Annotated in this window: 24 protein-coding genes and 1 tRNA gene; 11 read left to right on the top strand and 14 right to left on the bottom strand. The window is 66.0% G+C overall.

The window, feature by feature from the left end; all coding sequences use genetic code 11:
- The first annotated feature begins 113 nt into the window (after nucleotides 1–113).
- A complete protein-coding gene (locus ACSC1S_RS06415) occupies nucleotides 114–329 on the top strand; it encodes a ribbon-helix-helix domain-containing protein (protein ID WP_261650974.1) in 216 nt (71 codons plus the stop codon).
- 42 nt (nucleotides 330–371) lie between these two features.
- Here the strand turns inward: ACSC1S_RS06415 and ACSC1S_RS06420 are convergent, their stop codons facing one another.
- Nucleotides 372–1,205, bottom strand: coding sequence for a DUF3179 domain-containing (seleno)protein (locus ACSC1S_RS06420; RefSeq protein WP_435363634.1), 834 nt, complete (start codon nucleotides 1,203–1,205; stop codon nucleotides 372–374).
- A complete protein-coding gene (locus ACSC1S_RS06425; RefSeq protein ID WP_435363635.1) occupies nucleotides 1,202–2,380 on the bottom strand; it encodes a DUF3179 domain-containing protein in 1,179 nt (392 codons plus the stop codon). Before ACSC1S_RS06425 ends, ACSC1S_RS06420 begins: the two co-directional genes overlap by 4 nt.
- A gap of 100 nt (nucleotides 2,381–2,480) precedes the next feature.
- On the opposite strand from ACSC1S_RS06425, the gene ACSC1S_RS06430 reads away from it, so the two are divergent.
- From ACSC1S_RS06430 to ACSC1S_RS06455, 6 genes are all read left to right on the top strand, one after another.
- Nucleotides 2,481–3,002, top strand: a complete 522-nt coding sequence (locus tag ACSC1S_RS06430; protein ID WP_435363636.1) for a TlpA family protein disulfide reductase — start codon at nucleotides 2,481–2,483, stop codon at nucleotides 3,000–3,002.
- Between the two features lie 41 nt (nucleotides 3,003–3,043).
- Nucleotides 3,044–3,445 carry a fluoride efflux transporter FluC gene (locus ACSC1S_RS06435; RefSeq protein ID WP_435363637.1) on the top strand — a complete coding sequence of 134 codons (402 nt, stop codon included), beginning with the start codon at nucleotides 3,044–3,046 and terminating at the stop codon, nucleotides 3,443–3,445.
- Nucleotides 3,442–3,810: a fluoride efflux transporter CrcB gene (gene crcB / locus ACSC1S_RS06440; RefSeq protein ID WP_435364591.1), complete on the top strand. Its 369-nt coding sequence runs from the start codon at nucleotides 3,442–3,444 to the stop codon at nucleotides 3,808–3,810. Before ACSC1S_RS06435 ends, crcB begins: the two co-directional genes overlap by 4 nt.
- A gap of 388 nt (nucleotides 3,811–4,198) precedes the next feature.
- On the top strand, nucleotides 4,199–4,600 hold the full coding sequence (gene ribH, locus ACSC1S_RS06445; protein WP_261650979.1) for a 6,7-dimethyl-8-ribityllumazine synthase: 402 nt from the start codon (nucleotides 4,199–4,201) through the stop codon (nucleotides 4,598–4,600).
- Nucleotides 4,597–5,748 carry a pyridoxal phosphate-dependent aminotransferase gene (locus ACSC1S_RS06450; protein ID WP_435363638.1) on the top strand — a complete coding sequence of 384 codons (1,152 nt, stop codon included), beginning with the start codon at nucleotides 4,597–4,599 and terminating at the stop codon, nucleotides 5,746–5,748. The genes ribH and ACSC1S_RS06450 overlap by 4 nt, the downstream gene beginning before the upstream one ends.
- Nucleotides 5,749–5,896: 148 nt before the next feature.
- Nucleotides 5,897–6,484 (top strand): hypothetical protein, encoded by a 588-nt coding sequence (locus ACSC1S_RS06455; protein ID WP_435363639.1) that lies wholly within the window; start codon nucleotides 5,897–5,899, stop codon nucleotides 6,482–6,484.
- Between the two features lie 12 nt (nucleotides 6,485–6,496).
- On the opposite strand, the gene ACSC1S_RS06460 is transcribed toward ACSC1S_RS06455, so the two are convergent.
- Both ACSC1S_RS06460 and ACSC1S_RS06465 read right to left on the bottom strand, forming a co-directional pair.
- The gene (locus ACSC1S_RS06460) at nucleotides 6,497–6,937 is read right to left on the bottom strand and encodes an FAD synthase family protein (protein ID WP_435363640.1); all 441 of its coding nucleotides are present in this window, start codon (nucleotides 6,935–6,937) and stop codon (nucleotides 6,497–6,499) included.
- Nucleotide 6,938: 1 nt separating this feature from the next.
- Complete coding sequence (locus ACSC1S_RS06465; protein WP_435363641.1) at nucleotides 6,939–7,436, bottom strand: Mov34/MPN/PAD-1 family protein; 498 nt, start codon at nucleotides 7,434–7,436, stop codon at nucleotides 6,939–6,941.
- 95 nt (nucleotides 7,437–7,531) lie between these two features.
- Between ACSC1S_RS06465 and han the strand changes: the two genes are divergently transcribed.
- A complete protein-coding gene (gene han / locus ACSC1S_RS06470; protein WP_435363642.1) occupies nucleotides 7,532–9,442 on the top strand; it encodes a Hef-associated nuclease in 1,911 nt (636 codons plus the stop codon).
- Between the two features lie 56 nt (nucleotides 9,443–9,498).
- Here the strand turns inward: han and ACSC1S_RS06475 are convergent, their stop codons facing one another.
- The 6 genes from ACSC1S_RS06475 to ACSC1S_RS06500 form a co-directional block, all read right to left on the bottom strand.
- The gene (locus ACSC1S_RS06475; RefSeq protein ID WP_435363643.1) at nucleotides 9,499–10,215 is read right to left on the bottom strand and encodes a GAF domain-containing protein; all 717 of its coding nucleotides are present in this window, start codon (nucleotides 10,213–10,215) and stop codon (nucleotides 9,499–9,501) included.
- Nucleotides 10,216–10,279: 64 nt separating this feature from the next.
- Nucleotides 10,280–11,827, bottom strand: a complete 1,548-nt coding sequence (locus ACSC1S_RS06480; RefSeq protein WP_435363644.1) for an ATP-binding protein — start codon at nucleotides 11,825–11,827, stop codon at nucleotides 10,280–10,282.
- 152 nt (nucleotides 11,828–11,979) lie between these two features.
- A complete protein-coding gene (locus ACSC1S_RS06485) occupies nucleotides 11,980–13,518 on the bottom strand; it encodes a sensor histidine kinase (protein WP_435363645.1) in 1,539 nt (512 codons plus the stop codon).
- Between the two features lie 6 nt (nucleotides 13,519–13,524).
- Nucleotides 13,525–15,201: a phospholipase D-like domain-containing protein gene (locus ACSC1S_RS06490; protein ID WP_435363646.1), complete on the bottom strand. Its 1,677-nt coding sequence runs from the start codon at nucleotides 15,199–15,201 to the stop codon at nucleotides 13,525–13,527.
- A 54-nt stretch (nucleotides 15,202–15,255) separates the two neighbouring features.
- On the bottom strand, nucleotides 15,256–16,518 hold the full coding sequence (locus ACSC1S_RS06495; RefSeq protein WP_435363647.1) for a HEAT repeat domain-containing protein: 1,263 nt from the start codon (nucleotides 16,516–16,518) through the stop codon (nucleotides 15,256–15,258).
- Nucleotides 16,519–16,571: 53 nt separating this feature from the next.
- Nucleotides 16,572–17,291 (bottom strand): protein sorting system archaetidylserine synthase, encoded by a 720-nt coding sequence (locus tag ACSC1S_RS06500; protein WP_435318063.1) that lies wholly within the window; start codon nucleotides 17,289–17,291, stop codon nucleotides 16,572–16,574.
- Nucleotides 17,292–17,436: 145 nt separating this feature from the next.
- Here ACSC1S_RS06500 and ACSC1S_RS06505 point away from each other — a divergent pair, with 145 nt between their 5' ends.
- Complete coding sequence (locus ACSC1S_RS06505; RefSeq protein ID WP_435363648.1) at nucleotides 17,437–17,868, top strand: plastocyanin/azurin family copper-binding protein; 432 nt, start codon at nucleotides 17,437–17,439, stop codon at nucleotides 17,866–17,868.
- 31 nt (nucleotides 17,869–17,899) lie between these two features.
- Here ACSC1S_RS06505 and ACSC1S_RS06510 read toward each other — a convergent pair whose 3' ends face one another.
- Genes ACSC1S_RS06510 through ACSC1S_RS06525 form a run of 4 tightly spaced genes read right to left on the bottom strand, consistent with a single transcriptional unit; the run spans nucleotide 17,900 to nucleotide 20,497 of the window.
- Nucleotides 17,900–18,589, bottom strand: a complete 690-nt coding sequence (locus tag ACSC1S_RS06510) for a 30S ribosomal protein S3ae (protein ID WP_435363649.1) — start codon at nucleotides 18,587–18,589, stop codon at nucleotides 17,900–17,902.
- A complete protein-coding gene (locus tag ACSC1S_RS06515) occupies nucleotides 18,586–18,825 on the bottom strand; it encodes a KEOPS complex subunit Pcc1 (protein WP_435318066.1) in 240 nt (79 codons plus the stop codon). Before ACSC1S_RS06515 ends, ACSC1S_RS06510 begins: the two co-directional genes overlap by 4 nt.
- Nucleotides 18,822–20,018 carry an exonuclease RecJ gene (locus ACSC1S_RS06520; RefSeq protein ID WP_435363650.1) on the bottom strand — a complete coding sequence of 399 codons (1,197 nt, stop codon included), beginning with the start codon at nucleotides 20,016–20,018 and terminating at the stop codon, nucleotides 18,822–18,824. Before ACSC1S_RS06520 ends, ACSC1S_RS06515 begins: the two co-directional genes overlap by 4 nt.
- 5 nt (nucleotides 20,019–20,023) lie before the next feature.
- Complete coding sequence (locus ACSC1S_RS06525) at nucleotides 20,024–20,497, bottom strand: 30S ribosomal protein S15 (protein ID WP_435363651.1); 474 nt, start codon at nucleotides 20,495–20,497, stop codon at nucleotides 20,024–20,026.
- Nucleotides 20,498–20,789: 292 nt separating this feature from the next.
- Between ACSC1S_RS06525 and ACSC1S_RS06530 the strand changes: the two genes are divergently transcribed.
- Both ACSC1S_RS06530 and ACSC1S_RS06535 read left to right on the top strand, forming a co-directional pair.
- Nucleotides 20,790–20,861 (top strand) — tRNA-Ala (locus tag ACSC1S_RS06530).
- Nucleotides 20,862–21,500: 639 nt separating this feature from the next.
- Nucleotides 21,501–22,229 carry a hypothetical protein gene (locus ACSC1S_RS06535; RefSeq protein ID WP_435363652.1) on the top strand — a complete coding sequence of 243 codons (729 nt, stop codon included), beginning with the start codon at nucleotides 21,501–21,503 and terminating at the stop codon, nucleotides 22,227–22,229.
- The last annotated feature ends 188 nt before the right edge of the window (nucleotides 22,230–22,417 follow it).

The raw sequence follows: 22,417 nt of genomic DNA on the forward strand, positions 1-22,417 counted from the left end.
TAGGCGTGACGGAACCGGGCGACCGCCCGCAGTCGGGCGGATACGGCTCCATCTTTACGACTGTGCACCTCCCCAACAGGCTTAAATACCACATCACCGAAGCCCCAACCAGCATGCCGAAAGTCGAGATCAACATCCCGGAACACCTCGAGATGCAGATCACCCAGATGGTCGAACGGGGGGAGTTCGTGAACCGTGAAGAAGCGATCGAGGACCTGCTGTCGACCGGCCTGAAGGCGTACAAGACCAGTGGCCCCATCGAGGACGACGAACCCGGCGGGTTCGAGGACGACGGTATGATGGGTCACGAAGACGAGTACGTCTTCTGAACACGGGTTCCGGGCCCTCCTCTCGCACTCTCTGCCGCCGAGTTACGGCGCTCTGGTCCCCGAGTGCGGCGGCGGGAGCAACACGTCTGTCTTCGGCTGTTCCCGTCGCCAGGTCCCCCAGTCCGTTATCGTCGACGGCACGATGTCGAGCCGTCGCCCTTCTAGCGGGCCACAGATGGCCTGCCCGAGCAACTGACTCCAGTAGCTGCCGGTCGCGTCGTCGGCCATGACGAGGTTCCCCGAGACGCGAATCCGCTGGTCGGGCGAGCTGTCGTTCACCGCGGCGGCCCACGCCCGGCCCGCGTCCTCGGCCGCCCCGGCCTGCACCCCGGGTGGTCGCCAGAGCAACCCGGTGGCCTGGAAGTTGGTCACCCCGTCCTGCCCGTCGATGCGGCGGTCCGCGACGAGGCCGGACTTGCAGATTGGGCAGTACGTGACGAGGACGGGCAGGTCGCCGAGCCAGTCGTCGACGACCTCGTGGTACCAGAGAATCGAGAGGGGGTAGGCACGCGCCTGCCCGTCGTGTTCGAGCCCGACGACCGTCCGCGACTCGCCGATTCGGCCGTCCGGGCCGTACCGGTCGCGCACCTCGTGGGTCGACCAGTCCGACGCGTATGCCGGGTCGTCAATCTCGGCGAGGGCGGCCGGGACCACGTCTTCGGAACAGACGGTTTTCGGGAAGCCCTGCTCGGCGAGCGACAGTTCGGTGTAGGAACCAATCCCGGTCGTTCCGTGGCTCGTCGTCGTGTTGGTGTTCGACCCGTCGCCGCCACCGAACCCGGCACAGCCCGCGAGACTGCCCCCGAGACCGGTCGTCACGGCTGTGAGCAGTTGGCGGCGCGTCGTGCGCTCTCCACTATCGAATCCGCACGTCATCCGTACACCCCTGTCTCGGGCGCGAACGACGCCCACGCGAACCAGAACATCGGTGGGTACGGCGTCGCCGGTTCCAGGGTCTGGCCCTCGAAGGGACCGTCGACGGCACGACCCGAGGCGACCCGCCAGTTGGACCCGCCGGCCTGGAGGTCGCCGGTCGGACCCGGTTTGAACCGCAGGGTCTCACCACCGACCCGGCGGTCGTATGCGACGAGCGTCCCGTCCGGCGTCGCCGCGACGACGACCGGGAGCCCGCCCACCGTGTCCTGGACCAGTCCCTGTCGATTCACCCGGGAGAACGGGTATGCCCGGGTCACATCCCCGGCGACGACGCCGATGACGAGCGCCTTGGGATGCAGCCGGTCGTCGTCGAAGTCGGTGTTCTCCAGTCCGATTGCGGCCGAATACTCGTAGCCAGCGTACGGGTCGCGGTTCACGTCACGGGTGACCTCCCCCTTCACCGTGAGCGATTCCGGCGCAGGGAGCAGGACCTCGGTGTCGGGGTGCTCGGTTCGCCACTGCGCCCAGGTGGTCCGGGTGGCCGGTCGCAGGGCAAGTTCGTCGCCCGTCCGCGGCCCCCGGATGGCGGTCGCGATGACCTGGCTCCAGAGGCTCTCGGTCACGTCGTCGTACATCACGAGGTCGGAGTGCCAGAGCCAGCCGGAGACCCCGAAGGTCGCGGTCTCACCCGCGACATCGCGCTCGGCCACCACGCTCGACCCACAGAGCGGGCAGAAGGTGACGGCGAGTGGGTCGCCCGCGACCACGTCGTTGACGATCTCGTGCCAGCGCATGACCCGGAGGGGGTACGCCCGAACGACGCCGTCGATGGCCAGCCCGATGACCTCGTCTTTCGGATGCAGCCGCGGCTCGATGGGCAGGATCTCGCCGAACTCGGTTCGCGCCTCGAACCGGATTCCTTCCCAGTCCGGGCCGAAGGCTGGCTCCGTGATGGCCGGGATGGCGTCCTGTAGCGCGCCGCGGACCAGCGCGGACTCGGGAACCGGCAGGTCGGTCGCGCTCGGCCGACCGGGACCGGTCGGCGTTCCCCCGGCCGAGCGGCCTGCCTCCTGCGCGCCCAGCTGAATGCATCCCGCGAGGCCGACGCTCCCCGCCAGCCCCGCGCCAGCGAGGCCGGTCGCTGCCAGCCGTTCGAGGTAGCGTCGTCGCTCCATGCGGGGAGTGACGGGAGCAGGGGCAAAGACCTCTCGCGGTCGTGCGTCACTGACTCACACGACCAGAGAGACGATGATGGGGTCACGCGTATCAGCGGGTATGCGGTCCTCCAGACGACGACTACTCGCCGCGAGTGCGAGCAGCATCGCTGGTCTGGCGGGCTGTCTCGGGCGCATCGGCGGCGGTTCCGACGCTCCTGGACCGGGCGAACTCGACGCCCTCGACGTCGGCGGTTCTCCCGGTGGTATCGTCCCGGTCCACCCCGCCGACTCGGTCGTCGTGCTGGACTTCTTCGCGACGTGGTGTGCGCCCTGCAAGCCCCAGATGGCGGAGCTGCGGACAGTCCGCGAGGAGTTCGGCGACGAGGACGTGTCCATCCTCTCCATCACGGGCGAGACCGACCGGGGGACGGTCGCGGACTTCTGGACCGAGTACCAGGGCACCTGGCCGGTCGCCATCGATTCGAGTGGTGAAACCGCCCGTGAACACGACGTTCGCGGCCTGCCCACGATGCTCGTGTTCCCCCCGGGTGGAGAGGCCGGCGACGAGGTCTGGCGACACACCGGGCTCGCCGCGGCCGGAGACGTGATTTCGGCCATCGAAGACGCCTCTCCGAACTGAACTCGGCGGCTTTTAGTGCTCACGCCCGTGATTCCGTGGCGATGACCGACGACCACCCGCTGGCGACCGTCGAGACGCTCGCCCTCGTCGCGCTGGGTGGCTTCGCCGGAGCGAACGCCCGGTTCGTCGTGGACCAGGGGTTGGCTGGCCTCCCGACCGGACTCGTCGGGACTCTCGCCGCCAACGTCTGTGGCTGCGTCTTGCTCGGGTTCGTCCTCTACGAGGAGGTCCACGTCGGCGTGTTCTCTCGGCAACTCCGGGTCGCGCTGGGAACCGGCTTCCTCTCCTCCTTTACCACGTACAGCACCTTCGCGGTCCAGACCGCGACGAGTGCCCCGGTCCTCGCGCTCGCCAACGTCGGCGCGAACTACGCGCTGGGCTTCACCGGCGTGTTGGTTGGCCGCTGGCTCGCGCTTTCCTTTGCTGCGGAGGTGGATGCCTGATGGCGATTGCACCGGCGTATCTGGTGGGCCTGGGCGGCGCGCTCGGGGCAGTCCTCCGCCACTGGGTCTATGGGCAACTGAAGCGCGAGGGCGACCCGGTCCCCAGAGCGACCCTGACGGTAAACGTGCTGGGCAGTATCGTGCTGGGGTTCGTGACGTTCTCTGGAGCTGGTGGGGACGTGGCGCTGTTCGTCGGGACCGGGGCCTGCGGGGCCTTTACGACCTTCTCGAGCTTCGGCTTCGAGACCGTTGATAGGTGGTCGTCGGGCGAGAAGCGGGCGGCGGTGCTGAACGCGGTCGGGAATCTGGTGCTGTCGCTTGGTGGGGTTGCAGTGGGGTGGCTGGTTGCTGGCTTTGTGGTCTGAGACCTGCAATTGTGGGTTACTGGAACCGCTTCGTTTTCGAGATATCTCTGAGAGTGGCTGGTGGACGTGTTCTTCGACTACAATCACTGGTGTCCATGACCGCCCCGCACCACACCCTCCCCAGCCGATTCAGTCCCCAGAAATCAGAGATTTCTGGTGTGCTCACGAGACGCGTCGCGTCTCGTGACCGATGCTCGTTTCGCTCCGCTCCACTGCGCGTCTCGTCCCTCGCGCGACTCAGTGCCGGGGGCTCGCTTCGCTCGCCACCCGACCCAGCACGCGCCACCTGGAGATTCCCAGCACCGACCACCCCTGGCTCGGTCCCTGACAATCGACCAGTATCGACTGTAACGGTAGAACTTTCATGGACGCTTGCTACGCCACAGGTATGACCTCGCTCGGACTGGTGGTCGCGGAGTTCAACGCGCCCGTCACGGAGCAGATGGAGGAGGCCGCCCGCGAGGCGGCCGAGTCGGCCGGTGCTGACATCGTCGAGACGGTCCAGGTGCCCGGCGCGTACGATTCGCCGCTCGCGGCGGACCGCCTCGCGCGTCGCGACGACGTGGACGCGGTCGCGGTCCTCGGGTCTATCATCACCGGGGACACCGACCACGACCAGGTCATCGGGCACGCGACCGCCCAGAAGCTGACCGACGTGAGCCTCGAACGGGACAAACCCGTCACGCTCGGCGTCACCGGTCCGGGGATGAGCGCGGCCGAAGCGTACGAACGCGTCGAGAACGCGGCGTCGGCCGTCGAGGGTGCTGTCAAACTGGTAGAACGACTATGAGTATGGAATTCGCAGACCGCGTAACGAGAGTCGAACCGTCCGCAACCCTGGCAATCTCGAACAAGGCGTCGGCACTGGAGGCCGACGGCGTGGACGTGGTTGACCTGAGCGTCGGCGCGCCGGACTTCCCGACGCCCGAGAATATCGTGCAGGCCGCCGAGGACGCCATGGAGGCCGGCCACACCGGCTACACGTCCTCGAACGGTATCCCGCAGCTCAAAGACGCCATCGTGGAGAAGCTCCGCGGTGACGGCCTCGAGCAGTACGAGGCGGAGAACATCATCGTGACCCCGGGCGCGAAGCAGGCGCTGTACGAGGTCATCCAGGCCCTCATCGACGACGGCGACGAGGTCGTCCTCCTCGACCCGGCGTGGGTGTCCTACGAGGCGATGGTGAAGATGGCCGGCGGGTCGCTGAACCGCGTCGACCTCTCCGATTCGGACTTCCAGCTCGAACCCGCGCTCGACGACCTCGCCGCGGCCGTCAGCGACGAGACCGAGCTGCTCGTGGTGAACTCGCCGTCGAACCCCACTGGAGCGGTCTACTCCGACGCCGCCCTCGAGGGCGTGCGTGACCTCGCCGTCGAGCACGACTTCGCGGTCATCTCCGACGAGATCTACAAGGAGATCACCTACGGCGTCGAGATGACGAGTCTGGGGACGCTTTCGGGCATGGAAGACCGCACCATCACGGTCAACGGCTTCTCGAAGGCCTACTCGATGACCGGCTGGCGGCTCGGCTACTTCGCCGCGCCGGAGGAACTCGTCAGCGAGGCGGGCAAGCTCCACAGCCACTCGGTCTCGTGTGCGACGAACTTCGTCCAGCACGCGGGCGTCGAGGCACTCCAGAACACGGACGAGGCCGTCGCCGAGATGGCCGACGCCTTCGAGGACCGCCGCGACCTGCTCGTCGACCTGTTCGCCGAGCACGGCGTCGACGTGGCCGTCCCGGACGGCGCGTTCTACATGATGCTCCCCGTCGACGAGGACGATACGGCATGGTGTGAGGGTGCCATCGAGGACGCTCACGTCGCGACGGTTCCCGGCAGTGCCTTCGGGACGCCGGGCTACGCACGGCTCTCGTACGCGGCCAGCGAAGAACGGCTGCGCGAGGGCGTCGAGCGCCTCGCGGACGCGGGCTACCTGTAGCGTCGCTTTCAGGCACTGATACCGCGAGGAGACACGCCTGTCCGGGCGTCTCTCGGCTTCTTGCTGTTCTCGATTCCACCAGTGGCCACGCCACGGGTGTCCTGTCTGCCCGATGTTGTTTTATCGTCTGGGTCGGTCTGTCGACGAAATGGGTGACTCAGTCTGGGGCGCAGTGGAGGTGAACGTCGAACCGGACGGGACCGCGGACCCGTGGTTCCTCGCCGCGTCGCTCCGCCCCTTCGTCGGTTCGTGGTGGTACGCCTGGCAGTGCCTGTTCGGCTGGGAGGACGACGATGTCTTCGACCCAGTCTCACCGGACGGTCGCGGCCTCCCGGACGACCTGTCGTCGGACGTGGAGCGACACTACCACGAGGTCGACAGCTGGGGCGAGAACCACGTGACGCTGGCCGAGCTTCGGGCGGTCGACTGGCAGGAGGTCTCCCCACGCGAGACCATACTGTGGCAGCGCCGTGAGGCGGAGGGCCTGGAGTGCCCCCTCTCGGGTCGTGACGAGGACGCCCTCTCGACCGAACAGCTCGAGACGCTCGACGCCGGTGGGCAGGTCACAACGACGACCTACGTTGGACACACCGTGACGGTGACGCGGGAACGACTCACCCGGGAGTTCGTCTGCCGAGCGGCCGGCTGGTGGTGGGTGATCCACGAGCTGATGGAGCACCTGACCGATCGAATCTACCGGCCCGAGGGCGTTCGCCTCGTCGTCTGGCGCTGGTAGGTAGAAGGCGTTTCAGCCGCGCTGTTCGAGAATTCGGTCGATGATACGCCCCGTAGACAGCAGCTCGCCCTCGTACCGCGGGTCGCGAGCCGATGCCCGCCGGACCTCGCACTCGATGCCACGGGCCGTCAGGGCGTCGGCGATGGCGGCCTCGTCGTGGTGCTGGTCGTGACCCAGGACGATGTAATCGGGGTCGATGCGCTCGATGGGGACGAAGATGTCCTCGGTGTCGCCGAGGTGTGCCTCGGTGACCATCTCGAACGCATCGACCATGTCGCGGCGCTGGCGGTCGGGAAGGACGGGTTTCTCCTTGTGCGTGACGTTCTCACGGCGGGCGATGATGACGTGGAGTTCGTCACCCAGCGCCGCCGCCTCGGAGAGGTAGTGGACGTGGCCGGGGTGTAAGATGTCGAACGTCCCCTGTGCGATGACGGTCGTGGATTTCCCTGTCATATCAATCTCGCAGTTCCGCGTCGATGTCCGCTTGCGTGAAGTCGAAGAACGATTCCGGGTCGGGCAGGTCGACGTCCAGTACGGGGAGGTCACGCGGTTCGCCTTGCTGGTCGAACGCCCGCCAGTCCCTCGAGCGGTAGGGCGCGCCCATGATGATGTGGGCGGTCCCCTGCCCGAACGTCGCGATGTCGGCGTCGCTCGGCCTGAGGACGCCGTTGGGATGCGAGTGGATGCTGCCGAGTGCTCGCATGTCGTTCGGAATCATGTTCGAGTCCAGGGTCGCACTCACCGGATTCGACGTGGTCCCCGGGATGACGAGCACGTCGGTGACGACGTAGCCGTCCCGGTCGAGGCCGAGTTTGCCCGCATCGGTCCCCCGGAGCATCCCCATGTACTCGTTCGGGTGTGTGTCCTCCGCGGCCTCCAGCGCGAACTCGATGGTGTCGCGAGCGATGCCCACGACTGCCTTGCGCTTGAAGAACCGGTCGAACAGTCCCATGTCCGACCCTCGCGCCTCGTCGGTGCTAAACGTTCCGAAAGCCTCGTTCGTCTTGACAAGCGTTATACCCGGTCGTTCCAAACGAACCCGTAACGATGACATCCGACTCTGTCGGCGACGCCGCCGACGACGACGGGGGCGACACCGTCGTGTACGACCTCGCTCCCGATTGTACCGTCGATGACGTCGAGGAGGACACGCCCTACCTCGCGACCGTCAACGGTATCGTCGAATACGGCGTCTTCGTCGATCTCTCCGATTCAGTCTCCGGACTCGTCCACGAGTCCAAACTCAGCGGCACCTTCGCGGTCGGCGACGAGCTCGTCGTCGAACTCGAGAACGTACGAGAGGACGGTGACATGTCCTTCGAGACCGTGGATGTTGGCGAGTACACCATCCAGCAGGTCGCTCACGAGTACCGTCCGACCGCGACGACCGCGCTCGACGCGAGCCTCGGTGAACAGGTACACGTCGAAGGCGTCGTCACACAGATCAAACAGACCGGCGGCCCGACCATCTTCCAGGTCCGCGACGAACACGGTGTCGTGCCCGCCGCGGCCTTCGAATCGGCAGGCGTCCGCGCCTATCCCGACGTCGAGGTCGACGACGTGGTCCGCGTCACCGGTATCGCGGAGACCCGCGAGGACGCCACCCAGCTCGAAGTCGGCGACCTGACGCGTCTCGACGGCGAGGCGGCCGAGCGCGTCCAGTCCCGGCTCGACGACGCCCTCGAGACGTGGGCCGAGCCCCACGAGGTCGAGCCCCTCGTCGAGTGGGACGCCTTCGAGAAGCTCCGCGACGACCTCCGCGACGTCGCCCGCCTGCTCCGCAAGACCGTCATCGAGGGGCGGCCCATCCGCGTTCGCCACCACGCCGACGGCGACGGCATGTGCGCCTCGGTTCCGGTCCAGAAGGCCATCGAGCAGTTCATCGGCGAGGTTCACGAGGACCCCGAGGCCCCGCGTCACCTGTTCAAGCGCCTCCCCTCGAAGGCTCCGTTCTACGAGATGGAAGACGCCACCCGTGACCTGAACTACGCGCTCGAAGACCGCGCGAAGCACGGCCAGAAGCTCCCGCTCGTCCTCATGCTCGACAACGGCTCGACCGAGGAGGACGTGCCGGCGTACCAGACGCTCGCGCACTACGACATCCCCATCGTCGCGGTCGACCACCACCACCCCGACCCGGAGGCCGTCGAACCGCTCCTCGCCGAGCACGTCAACCCGTACACCTACGGCGAGGACTACCGCATCACGACCGGTATGATGTGCGTCGAGCTCGCACGGATGATCTACCCCGACATGACCGACGAACTCCGTCACGTGCCCGCCGTCGCGGGCCTCGCGGACCGCTCGAAGGCCGAGGTCATGGACGACTACCTGACCCTCGCCGCCGAAGAGGGCTACGAGGAGGACGACCTGCGCGACATCAGCGAGGCGCTCGACTACGTCGCCCACTGGCTGCGCTACGACTCCGGCCGCCACCTCATCAACGACGTGCTCAACGTCGGCTGTGACGACCGCGCGCGCCACGAGGAACTCGTCGACTTCCTCGCCGACCGCGCTCGCGCCGAGGTCGACGACCAGCTCGACGCCGCGATGTCTCACCTCGAACACGAGGACTTAGAGAACGGCGCACACCTCTACCGCATCGACGTGGAGAACTACGCCCACCGGTTCACCTACCCCGCGCCGGGGAAGACCACGGGCGAGATCCACGACCGGAAGGTGAAGGAGACGGGCGACCCCGTCATCACCATCGGGTACGGCCCGGACTTCGCGGTCCTGCGCTCGGACGGCGTCCGCCTGGACATCCCGCGGATGGTCACCGAACTCGACGAGGAGATCGTCGGCGGTGGCGTCTCCGGCGGTGGCCACCTCGTCGTCGGCTCCATCAAGTTCGTCAAAGGCCGCCGCGAGGAGGTCATCGACGCGCTGGTCGAGAAGATGGCCGAGGCCGACATCGACGAGGACATCTCCTCCATGTCGGCGCTCTCTGACGACTGAGTCGGCAGCTCCCTCGTTTCTTCCTGACCCCGTCCTCGAGTGGCACGCAGGCCTGGCTACTCGACGGTGTCCTGCTCGGGGTCGTCGTCGGCCGCCTCGACGTCAGCGGCGTCCGAGAGAGGGGCGTCCGGGCGAGGCTCGTCACCGACCTGGGCCGCCGCCGAGTCATCCAGTCTGGCCATCGAATGCTCGTCGGCGACCCGGGCCGCGGCCCGCCCGCGTGCTGTCCGTTCGGCTCGCTCTATCCGTGCAACCAGCCCCAACAGCTTCGCGACCGTGCCGACGAGGTGGATGGAGGTTCGGTTCTGTTCGCGCCCGTCACGCCGGAAGAAGACGAGGATTGCGACGGTGTTCTCACCGTCGGATATCGGCGCGGCGATACCGGCACGCAGCCCGGCGTCCCGTGCTGTGGCGGCCCGGCGGAAGTACCCCGGTTCCGATTTCGAGGCGTCCCGGACCCACTCGATGTCGCCGGTCTCCCAGGCGCGGCCGACCAGTCCCACGCCCCGGGGGAACGAGAAGTGGTTCGAGACGGCACGGAACGTCCGGAGGTCTCCGGTCCGACCGTACCAGACCGGGCCGGGTTCGGCGACCAGGTCGCCACCGGCGGTCTCGACCGGAACCCACGTCTCGGCGTACTGCCAGACCGTCCGGTCACAGACGAGTGTGACCGCGGCGCTGACCGCATCCTCGAACGAGTCGGCGCGTTCCACCGCGTCGGCGACGTCGTACAGGAGGGAATATCGTGATGGTCTGCGCGTCGCATCGCTCATGGATAGAGAGAGGACCCCCGCAGATTTCACTTGTGCGTCCGGTAGCACGTCGCCCCGGGCCGGGTCACCTGACCCGGACTTCGAACCGGATGCCGCCGATGGTGCTGTCGGTGCCGCGTATCTCCCAGTCGTGGGCGTTGACGATCTCGCGGACGATGGCGAGGCCGAATCCGGTGCCGGAGTCGCCCGTCGTGTAGCCCATCTCGAACACCTGCTCGCGCTCGTTCGTCGGAATCCCCGGGCCGTCGTCCTCGACGAAGAACCCGCCGTCGACGCGACCGGTCCGGACCGTCACGGTCGGCCCACCGTGTTCGATACTGTTCCGGAACATGTTCTCCAGCAGTCGCTGGAGCCGTTCCTGGTCGGCCTGAATCGTCATGTCCCCGACGACCTCCAGCGTGGCGTCCGGGGGGCTGATGGACTCCCAGGCCTGTCCCGCGACCGACGCCAACGACACGGAATCGGTCGCGATGACTTTCCTGCCCTCGCGGGCGAGCTGGAGGACGTCGTCGATGATGATCTCCATGCGTAACAGGGCGGACTCGACCCTGTCGAAGTTCTCCTTCGATGGGTCCTCCCGTGCGAGCGCGAGCGCGGCCCCGGCGGTCGTGAGTGGCGTCCGGAGGTCGTGCGAGACCGCGTTCGCGAACTGCGAGAGCCGTTCGTTCTGGCGGGCGATCTCCTGTTCCCAGCTGTATCGACTGGTCATGTCCTCGACGACGACGACGACCTCCTGGACGGCCCCCGAGTCGTCCCTGACCGGAGCAGCGTTCAACAGCACCCAGCGCTCTCCCTTCGGGGTGCTGACGCCGAGTTGAACCCCCCGAACGGGTGACCCGGTCTCGAAGACGCGGGCGACTGGCAGGTCCTCGGTCGCGATGCGCTCACCGTCGATGTCGAAGAACTCGAACGTCTGCTCGTCGTGGCGTTCGGACAGCAGGTCGTCCACGTCCGAACCCAGGATATCTGCACCCTGTGGGTTCACGTCCACGATCTGGCCGGAGGCGTCGTACACGAGCACGCCGATCGGACTCGCTTCGATGCGATCTTCGAGGTCTTCTCGTTCCGCTTCGAGTTCGACGACGTGTTCCTTGCGGGCGTACAGTCCGCCGAGGATGCCGATGGTCGAGACGAGACTGACCCAGCGCTCGTCGGTCGGTTTCGGCTCACCCAGGAAGAACGCGAGCACGGCGATGACCTCGTCCATGTCGATGATGGGGACGCCGACGGCGGTCCTGAGGCCGGCAGCCTTCGCCGGTGCGCTCCGGACGAAGTACGACGGTGGCCCTGCGCTGACGTCCTGAAGCCACTCCACCTCACCGGTGTCCCACACGCGACCGGGAAGCCCGACCTTGCGCGGGAACGAGGTCTTCTCGGTCACCCGTCGGAAGGTCTCTAACCCCTCTCCGGACCCGTACCACGAGTCGCTCGGAACGAGTTCGGTTCCCGCCGAGTTGACGGTCCACACCTCACCGTACACCCATTCCGTCGACTGACACACCAGTTCGATGGTTTCGCTCAGTGCGGTCTCGAACGAGTCGGCGTCCGCGACCGCCTGTGCCACTTCGTGGAGGAGTTCGTAATCGCGTACTTTCTTGGCACCGGTGCTCATACCTCAGCAGAGGACCTCTATGGGTTTGGCGTGTTCGGCGACTGATGAATCCTCAACACGTCAACGATTCCGGGCTGAACTGCGCGAATCGGCCGAGTTTCGTGCAATCACACGGTGGGCCACCCCGGCCGCTAGTGCAACCGGAGACGACCTCAGTCGACTCTGAACTCGAATCGTGCCCCACCCATGTCCCCATCGACGACGGAGACGGTCCAGTCGTGGGCACGGGCGATCTCCTGGACGATTGCGAGCCCGAAGCCAGTCCCGGTCGTCCCCGTCGTGTACCCGGCTTCGAACACGTCCTCGCGCTCGGCTTCGGGGATGCCGGGGCCGTCGTCCTCGATGAAGAAGCCGCGGTCGGTCGCCCCGACGCGGACGTTCACCGTTTTGCCACCGTGTTCGACCGCGTTCCGGAACATGTTCTCCAGTAGTCGCTGGAACCGTTCCTCGTCGGCCAGCAGCGACCTGTCGGTCTCGACGGTCAGCGACGCGTCGGTGTCGTTCACGGTGGACTCCCAGGCGGCTTCCGCGACCGAGCCGAGGGAGACGGACGAGGGATCGACGACGGTCTTCCCACCGCGCGCAAGCGAGAGGACGTCCTCGATGATGGCCTCCATGCGGTCGAGTGCGCCGTCGATTCGGTCCAGATGTTCGCTCTCACACTCCTGTTTCGCGAGGATGAGCGAGGTGCTCGCGGTCGACAGCGGGGTCCGGAGGTCGTGTGAGACCGCGCTCGCGAACCGCGAGAGCCGCTCGTTCTGGCGGGCTATCTCTTGCTCCCAGACGTGCTGGCTCGTGAGGTCCTCGACGGCGACGACGACCTGCTGGACTGCGCCGGACTCGTCGTGCACGGGTGCCGCGTTGGCGATGACCCATCGCTCCCCGGTCGGCGTGGTGATGCCGCACTCCAACCCGTGGATCCGACTGTCCTGCTTGATGGCTTCTCGGACCGGGAGTGCCGCCCGCTCGATCGGGTCCCCCTCCTCGTCGACCGGGTCGAGGTCGAGCGCCCTGCAGTTGGTTCCCACCAGTGACTCCTTCGACCGCCCGAGGATGGAGGCCGCCTGCTCGTTCAGGTCGACGAGCGTCCCATCGGTGTCGAAGATGACGATTCCGATGGGGCTCGCATGGAAGCACCGGGCGATCGTCTGGCGGTGTCGCGCTTCCCTCTCGAACCGGTCCTTCTGGGCGTACAACCCACCGAGGATGGCGACCGTCCCGACGAGTGCGACCATCCGGTCGGTCCTGACACGGGGCTCGTCGAGCATGAAGACGAGAATCGCGACGACCGAGTCGTGGTCGACGATGGGGACACCGACCGTGGCGTGGAACCCTGCATTCATGGCGGCGTCCTTTCGCAGGAACGCCTCGGTCGACACCTCGGTCACGTCTTTGAGCCACTCGCACTCCTGGGTCTCCCAGACGCGACCCGGGAGTCCACTCCCACGCTGGTACGTGAAGCCTCTAGAGGCCTCGTGAAACCGCTCGATCTGCGGGTCGCTCTTGTACCAGACTGGCCCGAGTTCGAGGTGGTCATCCGTCGGTCGCCACACCTCAGCGTACCGCCAGTCGGTGTGGCGACAGACGATCTCGATCGTCGCCTCGAGGGCTGAATCCAGGGATTCGGCGGCCGAGACAGCCTGTGCAACCTCGTGAACGACGGCGTACTCTCGGGCGGCCGTGGTGCTCATACTGTCTCAGAGGGTGTCAGCCGGCTTTACGCACTCGTCACCTGTTTTGAATCTGACCTTCCGGAAGAGGAGGACGGCGACGCCCCCGGCTGCGACCGGTGCGGCAATCAACAACATGAGGGGAATCTCTCTGGTCCTGTCCCAGTCCGAATCGAAGGCATCGGCGTAGTAGCGCCCGATCTCGTCGCCGGTGAGGACGACCGCGACCTCCCGGTTCTCCCGGAGCGAGTGGCGGTTCCAGTTGACGCTCCCGACGACGACGTGTCGGCGGTCGACGACCACCCCCTTCGCGTGGATCTTCTCGAACCGGCCAGCAGGGTCGACGAGTTTGGCGTCGAGGTCGAGTCCCTCACGGGCAGCGAGTCGGTCCAGCCGGGCGGCGACCCGGGCGTTCTCCTCCTCGGCGTACCAGGCACTGCTCAGGAGGAGACGAACCCGCGTCCCGTTCCGGGCAGCCGCGATGGCGGCCCGGACCAGGGGCGTCTCGACGCTCGACACCGCCATCTGCTCGACCCTGACGGAGTGATTCGCCTGCCGGATGAGGCGAGTGAGGCGTGCCTCCGCGTTGTCGGGTGCGACGAGGACAGTGACCCGGTCGACGGCGAGCGTCTCGGAGTCGATACGAGCGGGGTAGTCGCCGGTTGCCGGGTCGGCCGGGACCGGCTCCACGCCATCGCGGAACGACTCCCAGGGGACCGTGTCGTGGGCCGTCCAGTCCGCCGTGAACACCGCGGCGAGCGAGGCGGTCGACGGCCCCCGGAGCTCGATGCCCCATCCGCGGTTCGCCCGGCCGCCACTGCCCGACGGTTTCCAGTTCTCGGTGAGCACGAGCGCCCGGTCATCCGCGACGGCGTACTTCGCGTGGTGGAAGTCGTATCTGGCGGCGGGTCCACCGAGGACCCGGACCGAGACGCCGGCACGGACGAGTCGGTCCAGGCGAGCGACCTGGCGCTCGCTGGTCCCGCCGACCGGCCCACCGTCGACGAGGACGCGGACGGTCACGCCACGCTCCGCGGCCGCGACCAGGGCGTCGGTCACCCGCGCCGAGGTGAACGTGTACCCGGCGAGGAACACGCGCTCGTCGGCGGCTCGAATCGCGTCGAGTGGCACCCTGGTGTCGGGGGTAAGGAACGCGCGGACGGAGGTCGCACCAGCTGTCTGCGGCGCGAAGTCGGTCGCACCGTACGGGACCCAGTGGTCGCCGGTCCAGGTCTCGGCGGACGGCGCACGTGCGTAGGAGAACCGGTGGACGACACGCCCGCCCTCGGCGAGGACGACGGTCTCGCCACTGTTGGCGAGTGCGGGGAAGTCCGAGACCGAGAGCACGCGGTCTGCGACGCCCTCGCGGAGCGAATCCGGGTCGGCGGTGAACGCGACCCGGCCCGAGACGGTCCGGTTCGGAAGCGACGCGGTTCCCTCGTCGTCGCTCAGCGTCCAGTCTCCGAGGGCCGTCGGGCGTGGGAACGCCACGACGACGTACTCTCCCCGGTCGCCCGCGGCCTCGGGATTGGGTGCGACCGCGACGATTCGAGGCGCGGTCTCGTTCTCGGGCTCACTCCCCAGTGCGGGCCGCGCCACATCGCCGGGCGCTCCCTGCGGGCGCACGTCGGTGTCGGCCGCGACCAGCGCTGTCGCTCCCAGGGACAGACAGACGAGGACGGCCAGTGCAAGGGTCCGAGACACGCCGATGCTGGCCGCTCGATGGTACTTAAAAAGTCGTGGAGAAGCGCCGACGGCTTACGCCGCGGTTTCGGGTTCTTCCTCGACGACGGCGGCCTTCTCGGCCTCGTCCTGCACGAGGAAGGACCGGTCGTCGCCGTAGGCGGCGACGGCGTCGAGCGCGCGCTCGGTCCCGATCTGGTTCAGCGCCCAGGCGGCGCTGGCGCGGACGGTGTCGTCCTCGTCGTCTTCGAGGACGTCCGCGAGCGGTTCGACAGCGCGGGTGTCGCCGATGAGACCAAGGGCGCGGGCGGCCCGCGACCGGATGATCTCGTTCTCGACGGCGAGCTTGTTCGCGAGCGGCTGGACCGCTTCCTCGGAGCCGATCTCGCCGAGCGCCTTGAACGTCACCTTCTGGAGCGCCGGGTCGGAGTCGGCGTCGACGTAGTCCAGCAGCATCTCGACGGGCTCCTCGGAACCGATCTTGCCGAGGACGGAGATGGCCTGCTTGTCGCGGCGCTGGGCGAGGTTCATCATCGGCTCGATAGCTTCCTCCGGGCCGAGGCGTTCGAGCGATTCCATGCAGTGCTCCTGCATGAAGTCCGACTCGAACATATCGAGCCCGATGAGTATCTTCTCGGCCTGCATCTCGCGCTCGAACACCTTGATGGCGTGCCACTCCGGCGGGTAGTCCTTGCGGTGGTCGAGCACGTCGTAGAAGCCGTGGAAGTCGAGCTGCTCGCGCACGGAGAGGTCGTCCCACTCCTCGGCCTCGTCGAGCCCCGAGAGCAGTGTCTCGCTGGCCTCCAGCAGGGCTTCGATGGTCGCTGCGTCGTCATCGGGGTCGAGCGCGAGTGCCTCGACCGCGTCGATGGCGTCGCCCAGGGCATCGGCCGCGTCGTCGATGTCGGCGACCGTCGCGTCCACGTCGAGTTCGTCGGTCGCGAGGAACGCCTCGACCGCGTCGACGACCTCGGGCTCGCCGGTCTCGGTCCAGCGCGTGTCGGCGACCGTCGACTTCGCCTCCTCGATGTTCTCGACGACCTCCTCGGCGTACGGGCCGCGCGCGTCCTCGAGGTCGTCGCGCAGGTCCGAGACGCGGGACTCGAGTTCCGCGGCCGGGTCCTCCTCGTCGTCGTCCTCCGGTTCGGGGAGGTCGGCGTCTTCGAGGTCGGCAGCGACCGCGTCGAGGTCACTCTCGACATCGTCGAGGTCGGCTTCTGTCTCGGCGGTTTCGAGGTCCTCGGCGATGGCGTCCAGCCGCTCGGAGAGCGACTCGACACTCACGTCCTCGGACTCGGACTGGGCGTCGGCATCGGCATCGGACTCGTTCTCACTCATGATTGGCCCCCGTTGCCGTCACGTTCATGCGGGCAACTCGGGCCAGCGTGTTCCTAAGCGTTTCCATACCATTTCGCCAGCACCCGCCCCCCGCGCCAGTAGAACCAGGGCCCCGCCAGCAGGTACGCGAGCGCCAGCGTGAGGATGGCCCAGGGGAAGGTTCGGCCGTAGAAGTACGGGAAGAGGACGGCGAGCCCGTGCACGACGCCCATCAAGAGGGCGTCACGCGCGAGCAGGTCCGGGTACCGGATGGTCGAGACCATCAGGTAGACGAACATGGCCGTGCCGGCGAGCAAGAGCGCGGCGTCGGTGATGCCACAGAGAACCGCCGCCGCCAGGATGGTCGCCGCGAGCGTGGTCGGCACGCCCTCGGTGTACTTGTCGGCCGTGTCGTAGGCGGTGTACATCCCGAGGCGGATGACGCCCATCGCGACGAACAGCGCCGGCAGGACGAGCGCCGCGACCGCCCGCGCGGTGAGGTCGCCGACCGCGACGGGCCACGTCATCGTGGCTGTCGCGTACACCAGCACCGCGGGCGCGACCGAGAACGAGGCCACGTCCGCGAGCGAGTCGAGGTACGGGCCGACCTTCGACCCGCCCGAGTACCGGGCGACGACGCCGTCGAGCCCGTCGGCGATGCCCGCGAGCAGGACGAGTCTCGCCGCCAACTCCACGTCCTGGAACGCGACGACGACCGCCACGAATCCCAGGGAGGCGTTCGCGGTCGTCACCACGTCCGCGAGACTCAATCGGCCGACGAACCGGGGCAACATATCACCCCGGTTGGCTTCCCCCGTTTTACGCTCTTTCGGTCTCCGGCCGCTCGCTGCGGGTCCGCCACTCCACGGTCGCGCGCCGGCCGTCCCCTGGCGCGCGTCGACCGCGGCGCATATATTAGAGAGTTCCCAACGGCCGCGTATGAAGCGCCGCACGTTCCTCGCCGCGGTGAGCGGCTCGACACTCGCCGGGCTGACCGGCTGTCTCGCCGTCGGGTCGACCTCCCGGCTCAACTGTGCCGACGGCTGTGACATCGGCATGGCCGCGAGCGCGTTCCGCCCCGCCGAGTTCACCGTCAGCGTCGGTGACACCGTCGTCTGGAAGAACACCTCCAGCAAGGCCCACACCGTCACCGCCTACGAGAACGCCATCCCCGACGAGGCCGACTTCTTCGCCTCCGGCGAGTACGAGTCCGAACAGGCCGCCCGCGACGGCTGGTTCGGCCAGCGCGGCGGGGCCATCCCCTCCGGCGAGTCGTTCTCGCACACGTTCGAGGTACCCGGCACATACAACTACGTCTGCATCCCGCACGAACGCGGCGGTATGACTGGGCAGGTTATCGTCGAAAAATAAGTCGACCGCTGCTGCGACTCGCTGTCGCGAGTTACTCTTCGTCGTCTTCGTCGGCGTCGGCGTCCGCCTCGGCCTCCTCGTCGACATCGACCGCGACGTCCTCCTCGTCGACGTCCACGGCGGTCTCCTCCTCGGCGGCGACCTCTTCCGGACGCGCCTCGAGGGTAGTCTTCTGGATCTCCACGCGGCGGAGCGGGTAGATGGTCTTGGCCTCGCCGTAGATGGCGGAGCTGAGACGACCCTCGACGATGGAGTCGATGAGGTCGTCGAAGGTGTGCTCGCGTGCGTTCTCGCGGACGAGCTTGATCATCTGCTTGCGGATGGCACGCTCCTGGCTGTGGTCGGCCTTCTTCGTGGTGAACGCGACGGGCTGGATCTGGACGCGGTAGTCGTCCTTCGTCAGCACGGTGATGTGGGCGTCGATCTTGGACGCGCCACGGCGGACGAGACTACGGAGGTAGTCACGCGTCAGCTCGTGCTGGACGAACTCGGTGTACGCGGCGTCGCTGCCGACGTCGGTCACCTTGAACTTGAGCTTCGTGTTGTTCTCGCTCGCGTTGTTGGTGAGGTCACCGAGGGTGGTTTCGATGGTGCGGTCGAGCACCTTTTCCGGTTCATCTGCGGGTGTGGTACCGAGCTCCTCCCGGTCGAACTGCTCCGGGGCGTGCAGCGTGTACCACCGCTTCTCTTGTTTCTTTCGGGAAACGGATCGTTCGCTCATGATTTGTGTGTAGTCTGTTGCTCTGCGTGCTGTACCACTCGTGACGCGACGTCGACGTTCACGACGTAATCGTCCACGGTCGAGTGCAGGCCGCCGGTCGTCTCCCGCTCGATGTGGGTGACGACCGCGCCGTCTTCGACCGTCGTCTGCATCTCGTCGGTGTTGTCCGGACGGATCGCGGCCGCCACCAACTCGGGGCGGTCGTGCTCGGTCCGGATGGTCGCGCGTCGTGTCATAGTGCCTCCCTGAACGCCGTGATGAACTGTTTCGTCTCGCACTCGAAGGTCGCGTATGCGGTGCGTGGCGTGCCGTCAGCCGAGCCGCCGGTCTGGGTCACCGTGCGCGCCGCGACGCCCGCGAGGTCGCGGTCGTCCACGGCTGCGGCGGCAGCTTCGTCGTCACCGACCACCAGCGCCACGGGCTCGGGCGCCCGGAAGTCGCGGACCAGTCTGGCCGCGACCTGTACCGGTGCCTCGTCCACGCGCGCGACGAACACACCGTCGTACCGGTGCGTCGTCGCCTCGCGAACCGCCTCGTGGGCTGTGTGGGCCGTCTCGCGCCACGCGTCCAGTGCGCCCTCGCGAACGTCGTGCCCGAGCGCCAGCGCCACGCCCGTGCCGGGCGCGCCCACTGCCGCACAGTCGAGCACGTCTGCGAGGCCGCCGACCGTGGCGAACCGACCGTCAGGCGTGGTGTAGGGCCGGAGCGCCCGTTCGAGGACGTCCCCGGCCCGCGTCGTGGCATCGTCCGCACCGACCGTCTCGACCGCGACCAGCGACGCCAGCGTGCGTCGCGCATCGTCGTCTAACTGCGGCTCGGCATCTCCCTGCGTCTCATCCGGGGTGTCGAGGTCGAGGTCGGCTACAAGCTCGTCTGCGACTGCACGCTCGCCCGAGAAGGGCGCGTGCACTAACGTCGAGGCTGCAAGTCCGTCTGCCACGTCTTCGGTCGGAATCGCCACGCCGGGACGGCGGACCAGTCGCCCGCTCGTCTCGGCCGCATCCACGAGTCGCTCGGTCGCGCCCGCGCCGGGCGTGACACCCGCCGCGACGGCACCGGCCAGCGCCAGCACCGAATCCGGCGCGCCACCGAGCTCGCCCGCCAGCCGCCACGCGGCCACGCTGGCCGGCTCGTCGTCCGGGTCGAGGTGGTGTGCCTCTGCCTCGGACGACCCGACGACCAGCGCGGTCGTCTCGGCGTCTCGCTCGTTCCGCACCACCCGCTCCGTGCGGGCATCGACCGTCCGGCCGACGCTCACCTGGAACGGCGTCCCCACGTCACCCAGCGCTCTCGCGACTAACCCTGCGGCAGCGACTGCGTCTCCGTCTGCGCGGGCGACGATGTGGACGAACGAGGCCCGCTCCAGCGCCCCAGCGATATCACTGGCGGCGTCGGCGGGCCCGTCGGCGGTGCGACTCGAGTGCGACATTCAGTTCAGTTACTTTGTTCGAGGAGTTCTTCTGCGTCTTCGTAGGAGTACTCGAAGTCGGCCGGCAGCTCGTCACCGCGGTAGTACGAGACGAGACGGCGGACCTTCGACTCCGTGTTCTGGAGTGAGCGCTTGTTCTGGAAGTCCTGCTGATTCTCCTCCATGTGTGCGCGGAGGCGAACAGCACGCTCCATCAGGTTGCGCAGGTCTTCGGGCAGGTCAGGGGTGGCGTCGTTCTCTTCGAGGATCTCGGTGACCTTCTTGCCCGTCGCCAGCTTGACGTTGGGGACGGGTGTGCCGGTCACGCCCTCGTCGCGCAGCTTCATACCGATCTGCGACGGGTCGTAGCCCTGCTCTGCCAGTTCGACGACGCGCTCTTCGATTTTCTCGGCGTCGACGTCACTCCACTCCGGGGGTTCCTCCGTCACGGGTCGGTCCGAACCGGACTTGCCGCGACGGCGAGTGTGCATTCTGGCCATTGGTAGATGATAGGAACAACAGACCGCGAAAGACGTGTGAATCCGACAGAGACAGCTGTCCCTGCCGGGAGCACCTCCGTAATCCCAAGCCAGCGGAAGCCCGCTGGCGAGTCAGATTTACGGCCGTGCTGTTCCCGTGAGAGGCTTTCTCCGTGCGCCTCTAAAGGGTTTCTACTCGCCCGCGAGAGACACCACCGTTTCGTGTGAAGATACGGCACGGGAAGCGGTGCCGTCGCCGGCTCGATTCGAGGGGTTTATCAATACCCCCCGACCAACTATTGAATGCGTTCGAGGGCTCGTAGATCAGAGGTAGATCACTCCCTTGGCATGGGAGAGGCCCCGGGTTCAAATCCCGGCGAGTCCACTCAATTCTCGCGACGCTAACCGACGAGCGGAGCGAGTCGCAAGCGTCGCGAGTTGAGAACGTCGAGACGGGATTTGAAGCCCTGTGAGTCGCAGCCCGCGCAGCGGAACGAAGTGAAGCGAGCAGGACCGTCTCACAATGGGTTCACAATCCCGGCGAGTCCACTCAATTCTCGCGACGCTAACCGACGAGCGGAGCGAGTCGCAAGCGTCGCGAGTTGAGAACGTCGAGACGGGATTTGAAGCCCTGTGAGTCGCAGCCCGCGCAGCGGAACGAAGTGAAGCGAGCAGGACCGTCTCACAATGGGTTCACAATCCCGGCGAGTCCACTTCCTTCCCTCGTTTCACTCGGTCAGTCAGTGGACTCGCCTGAGTCCCTTTCACTCACTTCGTTCGCTCAAGGGACTCCCGGCGAGTCCTGTTTTCCTGGTTTGTTCAGGTTACGTTGAGCTGGTGGACTCCCAACTTGGATTATGGAGATCGGCTTCTAGGTCGGCGCGGTGAACGGGGAGATGGTCGAGCATGTCGCGGACGTGGCGGCCGATGACGTCCGGATGGGAATCTCGTTGTTGCGGTAAAATAGTCCGGAGAATGGGTGTCTGGAGGAAGACTTAATAATAGAATTTTGGAACTTAGATTCATGTTTGAGTTTGTCCGAGAAGACCGACCATCAATTACTGGTGAGTCTCCGCAGGGTTTAGAAGCAGTTGGATTAGCTGTCAAAAACTACACTGTACTCCTTGTTCTGAACCTGTGCGTCTTCACTATTTTCCAGGGGGCGTTGGTTATTTTCTTATGGCTCAACGTTACAACTCCGGGCCTCAAGAACTATATAAGCCCATTGATGGTTACGATAATGTTCATCGCAGGCATCAGTTTCAGCCTATTATTTGTTCTTAAAAAATTGGCATCAACGTTAATCGCCATCATGAGCGAGTTGACTCCTCCGTATGAAAATCCTCGGATTGTATTCTCAATCCCGATTACTAACAGCGTTGGATTCATTGACTCTGACTCGATTTATATTAAGCCACTCAAATCTGCCATGATTTGGTTTATATTGATATTGCCCGTCTATATCCCTGTAATTGGTTGGTTCGAATTTAGCACGAATCCAGAAACAGATGTTAATACTGTTATAAATACAGTCCCAGAAATCTTGGTTACCGTACTTCTATCAGTCTTAGCGAAGACTACACCACTACCAGTTAACCAATTATCAAACTTAATTCGAGATCCGGCGATTACGTTTCTTCAATTGGTCGTTTATGGTCCATCGGTTTTGTTTTTCTCCTTATTGTCGCTTAATGTGATTTATGCTATGCGTCTTTACGTTTATCACGTGACTGGAGTCAAGAGCAAAAATTGAGAACTACTTCGCAATCTGAAGTGGTCCGAGATTCGATGGTTTGACAAAAGCCAATAGCACGAAACGTCAATTCCTTCACTCTCAAACCTTCGAGCCGGAGGTTTTTGATCAACACCGCCTTCTTCATCCGCATATCGACCCTCGCCATTGGCTGGGATGCATGGAAATACGACGTTGGATACGTCGAT

The organism is Haloarchaeobius pelagicus, from assembly GCF_051207375.1.
Taxonomy (GTDB): domain Archaea; phylum Halobacteriota; class Halobacteria; order Halobacteriales; family Natrialbaceae; genus Haloarchaeobius.

Excerpts from the sequence above, each read along its gene's own strand:
- ACSC1S_RS06505 (WP_435363648.1), top strand. The coding sequence starts at position 17,437 with ATGAAGCGCCGCACGTTCCTCGCCGCGGTGAGCGGCTCGACACTCGCC.
- ACSC1S_RS06515 (WP_435318066.1), bottom strand. The coding sequence starts at position 18,825 with ATGACACGACGCGCGACCATCCGGACCGAGCACGACCGCCCCGAGTTG.
- ACSC1S_RS06430 (WP_435363636.1), top strand. The coding sequence starts at position 2,481 with ATGCGGTCCTCCAGACGACGACTACTCGCCGCGAGTGCGAGCAGCATC.
- ACSC1S_RS06480 (WP_435363644.1), bottom strand. The coding sequence starts at position 11,827 with ATGAGCACCGGTGCCAAGAAAGTACGCGATTACGAACTCCTCCACGAA.
- ACSC1S_RS06460 (WP_435363640.1), bottom strand. The coding sequence starts at position 6,937 with ATGACAGGGAAATCCACGACCGTCATCGCACAGGGGACGTTCGACATC.
- ACSC1S_RS06415 (WP_261650974.1), top strand. The coding sequence starts at position 114 with ATGCCGAAAGTCGAGATCAACATCCCGGAACACCTCGAGATGCAGATC.
- ACSC1S_RS06525 (WP_435363651.1), bottom strand. The coding sequence starts at position 20,497 with ATGGCCAGAATGCACACTCGCCGTCGCGGCAAGTCCGGTTCGGACCGA.
- ACSC1S_RS06495 (WP_435363647.1), bottom strand. The coding sequence starts at position 16,518 with ATGAGTGAGAACGAGTCCGATGCCGATGCCGACGCCCAGTCCGAGTCC.
- ACSC1S_RS06420 (WP_435363634.1), bottom strand. The coding sequence starts at position 1,205 with ATGACGTGCGGATTCGATAGTGGAGAGCGCACGACGCGCCGCCAACTG.
- ACSC1S_RS06485 (WP_435363645.1), bottom strand. The coding sequence starts at position 13,518 with ATGAGCACCACGGCCGCCCGAGAGTACGCCGTCGTTCACGAGGTTGCA.
- ACSC1S_RS06475 (WP_435363643.1), bottom strand. The coding sequence starts at position 10,215 with ATGAGCGATGCGACGCGCAGACCATCACGATATTCCCTCCTGTACGAC.
- han (WP_435363642.1), top strand. The coding sequence starts at position 7,532 with ATGACATCCGACTCTGTCGGCGACGCCGCCGACGACGACGGGGGCGAC.
- ACSC1S_RS06455 (WP_435363639.1), top strand. The coding sequence starts at position 5,897 with ATGGGTGACTCAGTCTGGGGCGCAGTGGAGGTGAACGTCGAACCGGAC.
- ACSC1S_RS06535 (WP_435363652.1), top strand. The coding sequence starts at position 21,501 with ATGTTTGAGTTTGTCCGAGAAGACCGACCATCAATTACTGGTGAGTCT.
- ribH (WP_261650979.1), top strand. The coding sequence starts at position 4,199 with ATGACCTCGCTCGGACTGGTGGTCGCGGAGTTCAACGCGCCCGTCACG.
- ACSC1S_RS06450 (WP_435363638.1), top strand. The coding sequence starts at position 4,597 with ATGAGTATGGAATTCGCAGACCGCGTAACGAGAGTCGAACCGTCCGCA.
- ACSC1S_RS06425 (WP_435363635.1), bottom strand. The coding sequence starts at position 2,380 with ATGGAGCGACGACGCTACCTCGAACGGCTGGCAGCGACCGGCCTCGCT.
- ACSC1S_RS06465 (WP_435363641.1), bottom strand. The coding sequence starts at position 7,436 with ATGGGACTGTTCGACCGGTTCTTCAAGCGCAAGGCAGTCGTGGGCATC.
- ACSC1S_RS06520 (WP_435363650.1), bottom strand. The coding sequence starts at position 20,018 with ATGTCGCACTCGAGTCGCACCGCCGACGGGCCCGCCGACGCCGCCAGT.
- ACSC1S_RS06435 (WP_435363637.1), top strand. The coding sequence starts at position 3,044 with ATGACCGACGACCACCCGCTGGCGACCGTCGAGACGCTCGCCCTCGTC.
- ACSC1S_RS06500 (WP_435318063.1), bottom strand. The coding sequence starts at position 17,291 with ATGTTGCCCCGGTTCGTCGGCCGATTGAGTCTCGCGGACGTGGTGACG.
- ACSC1S_RS06510 (WP_435363649.1), bottom strand. The coding sequence starts at position 18,589 with ATGAGCGAACGATCCGTTTCCCGAAAGAAACAAGAGAAGCGGTGGTAC.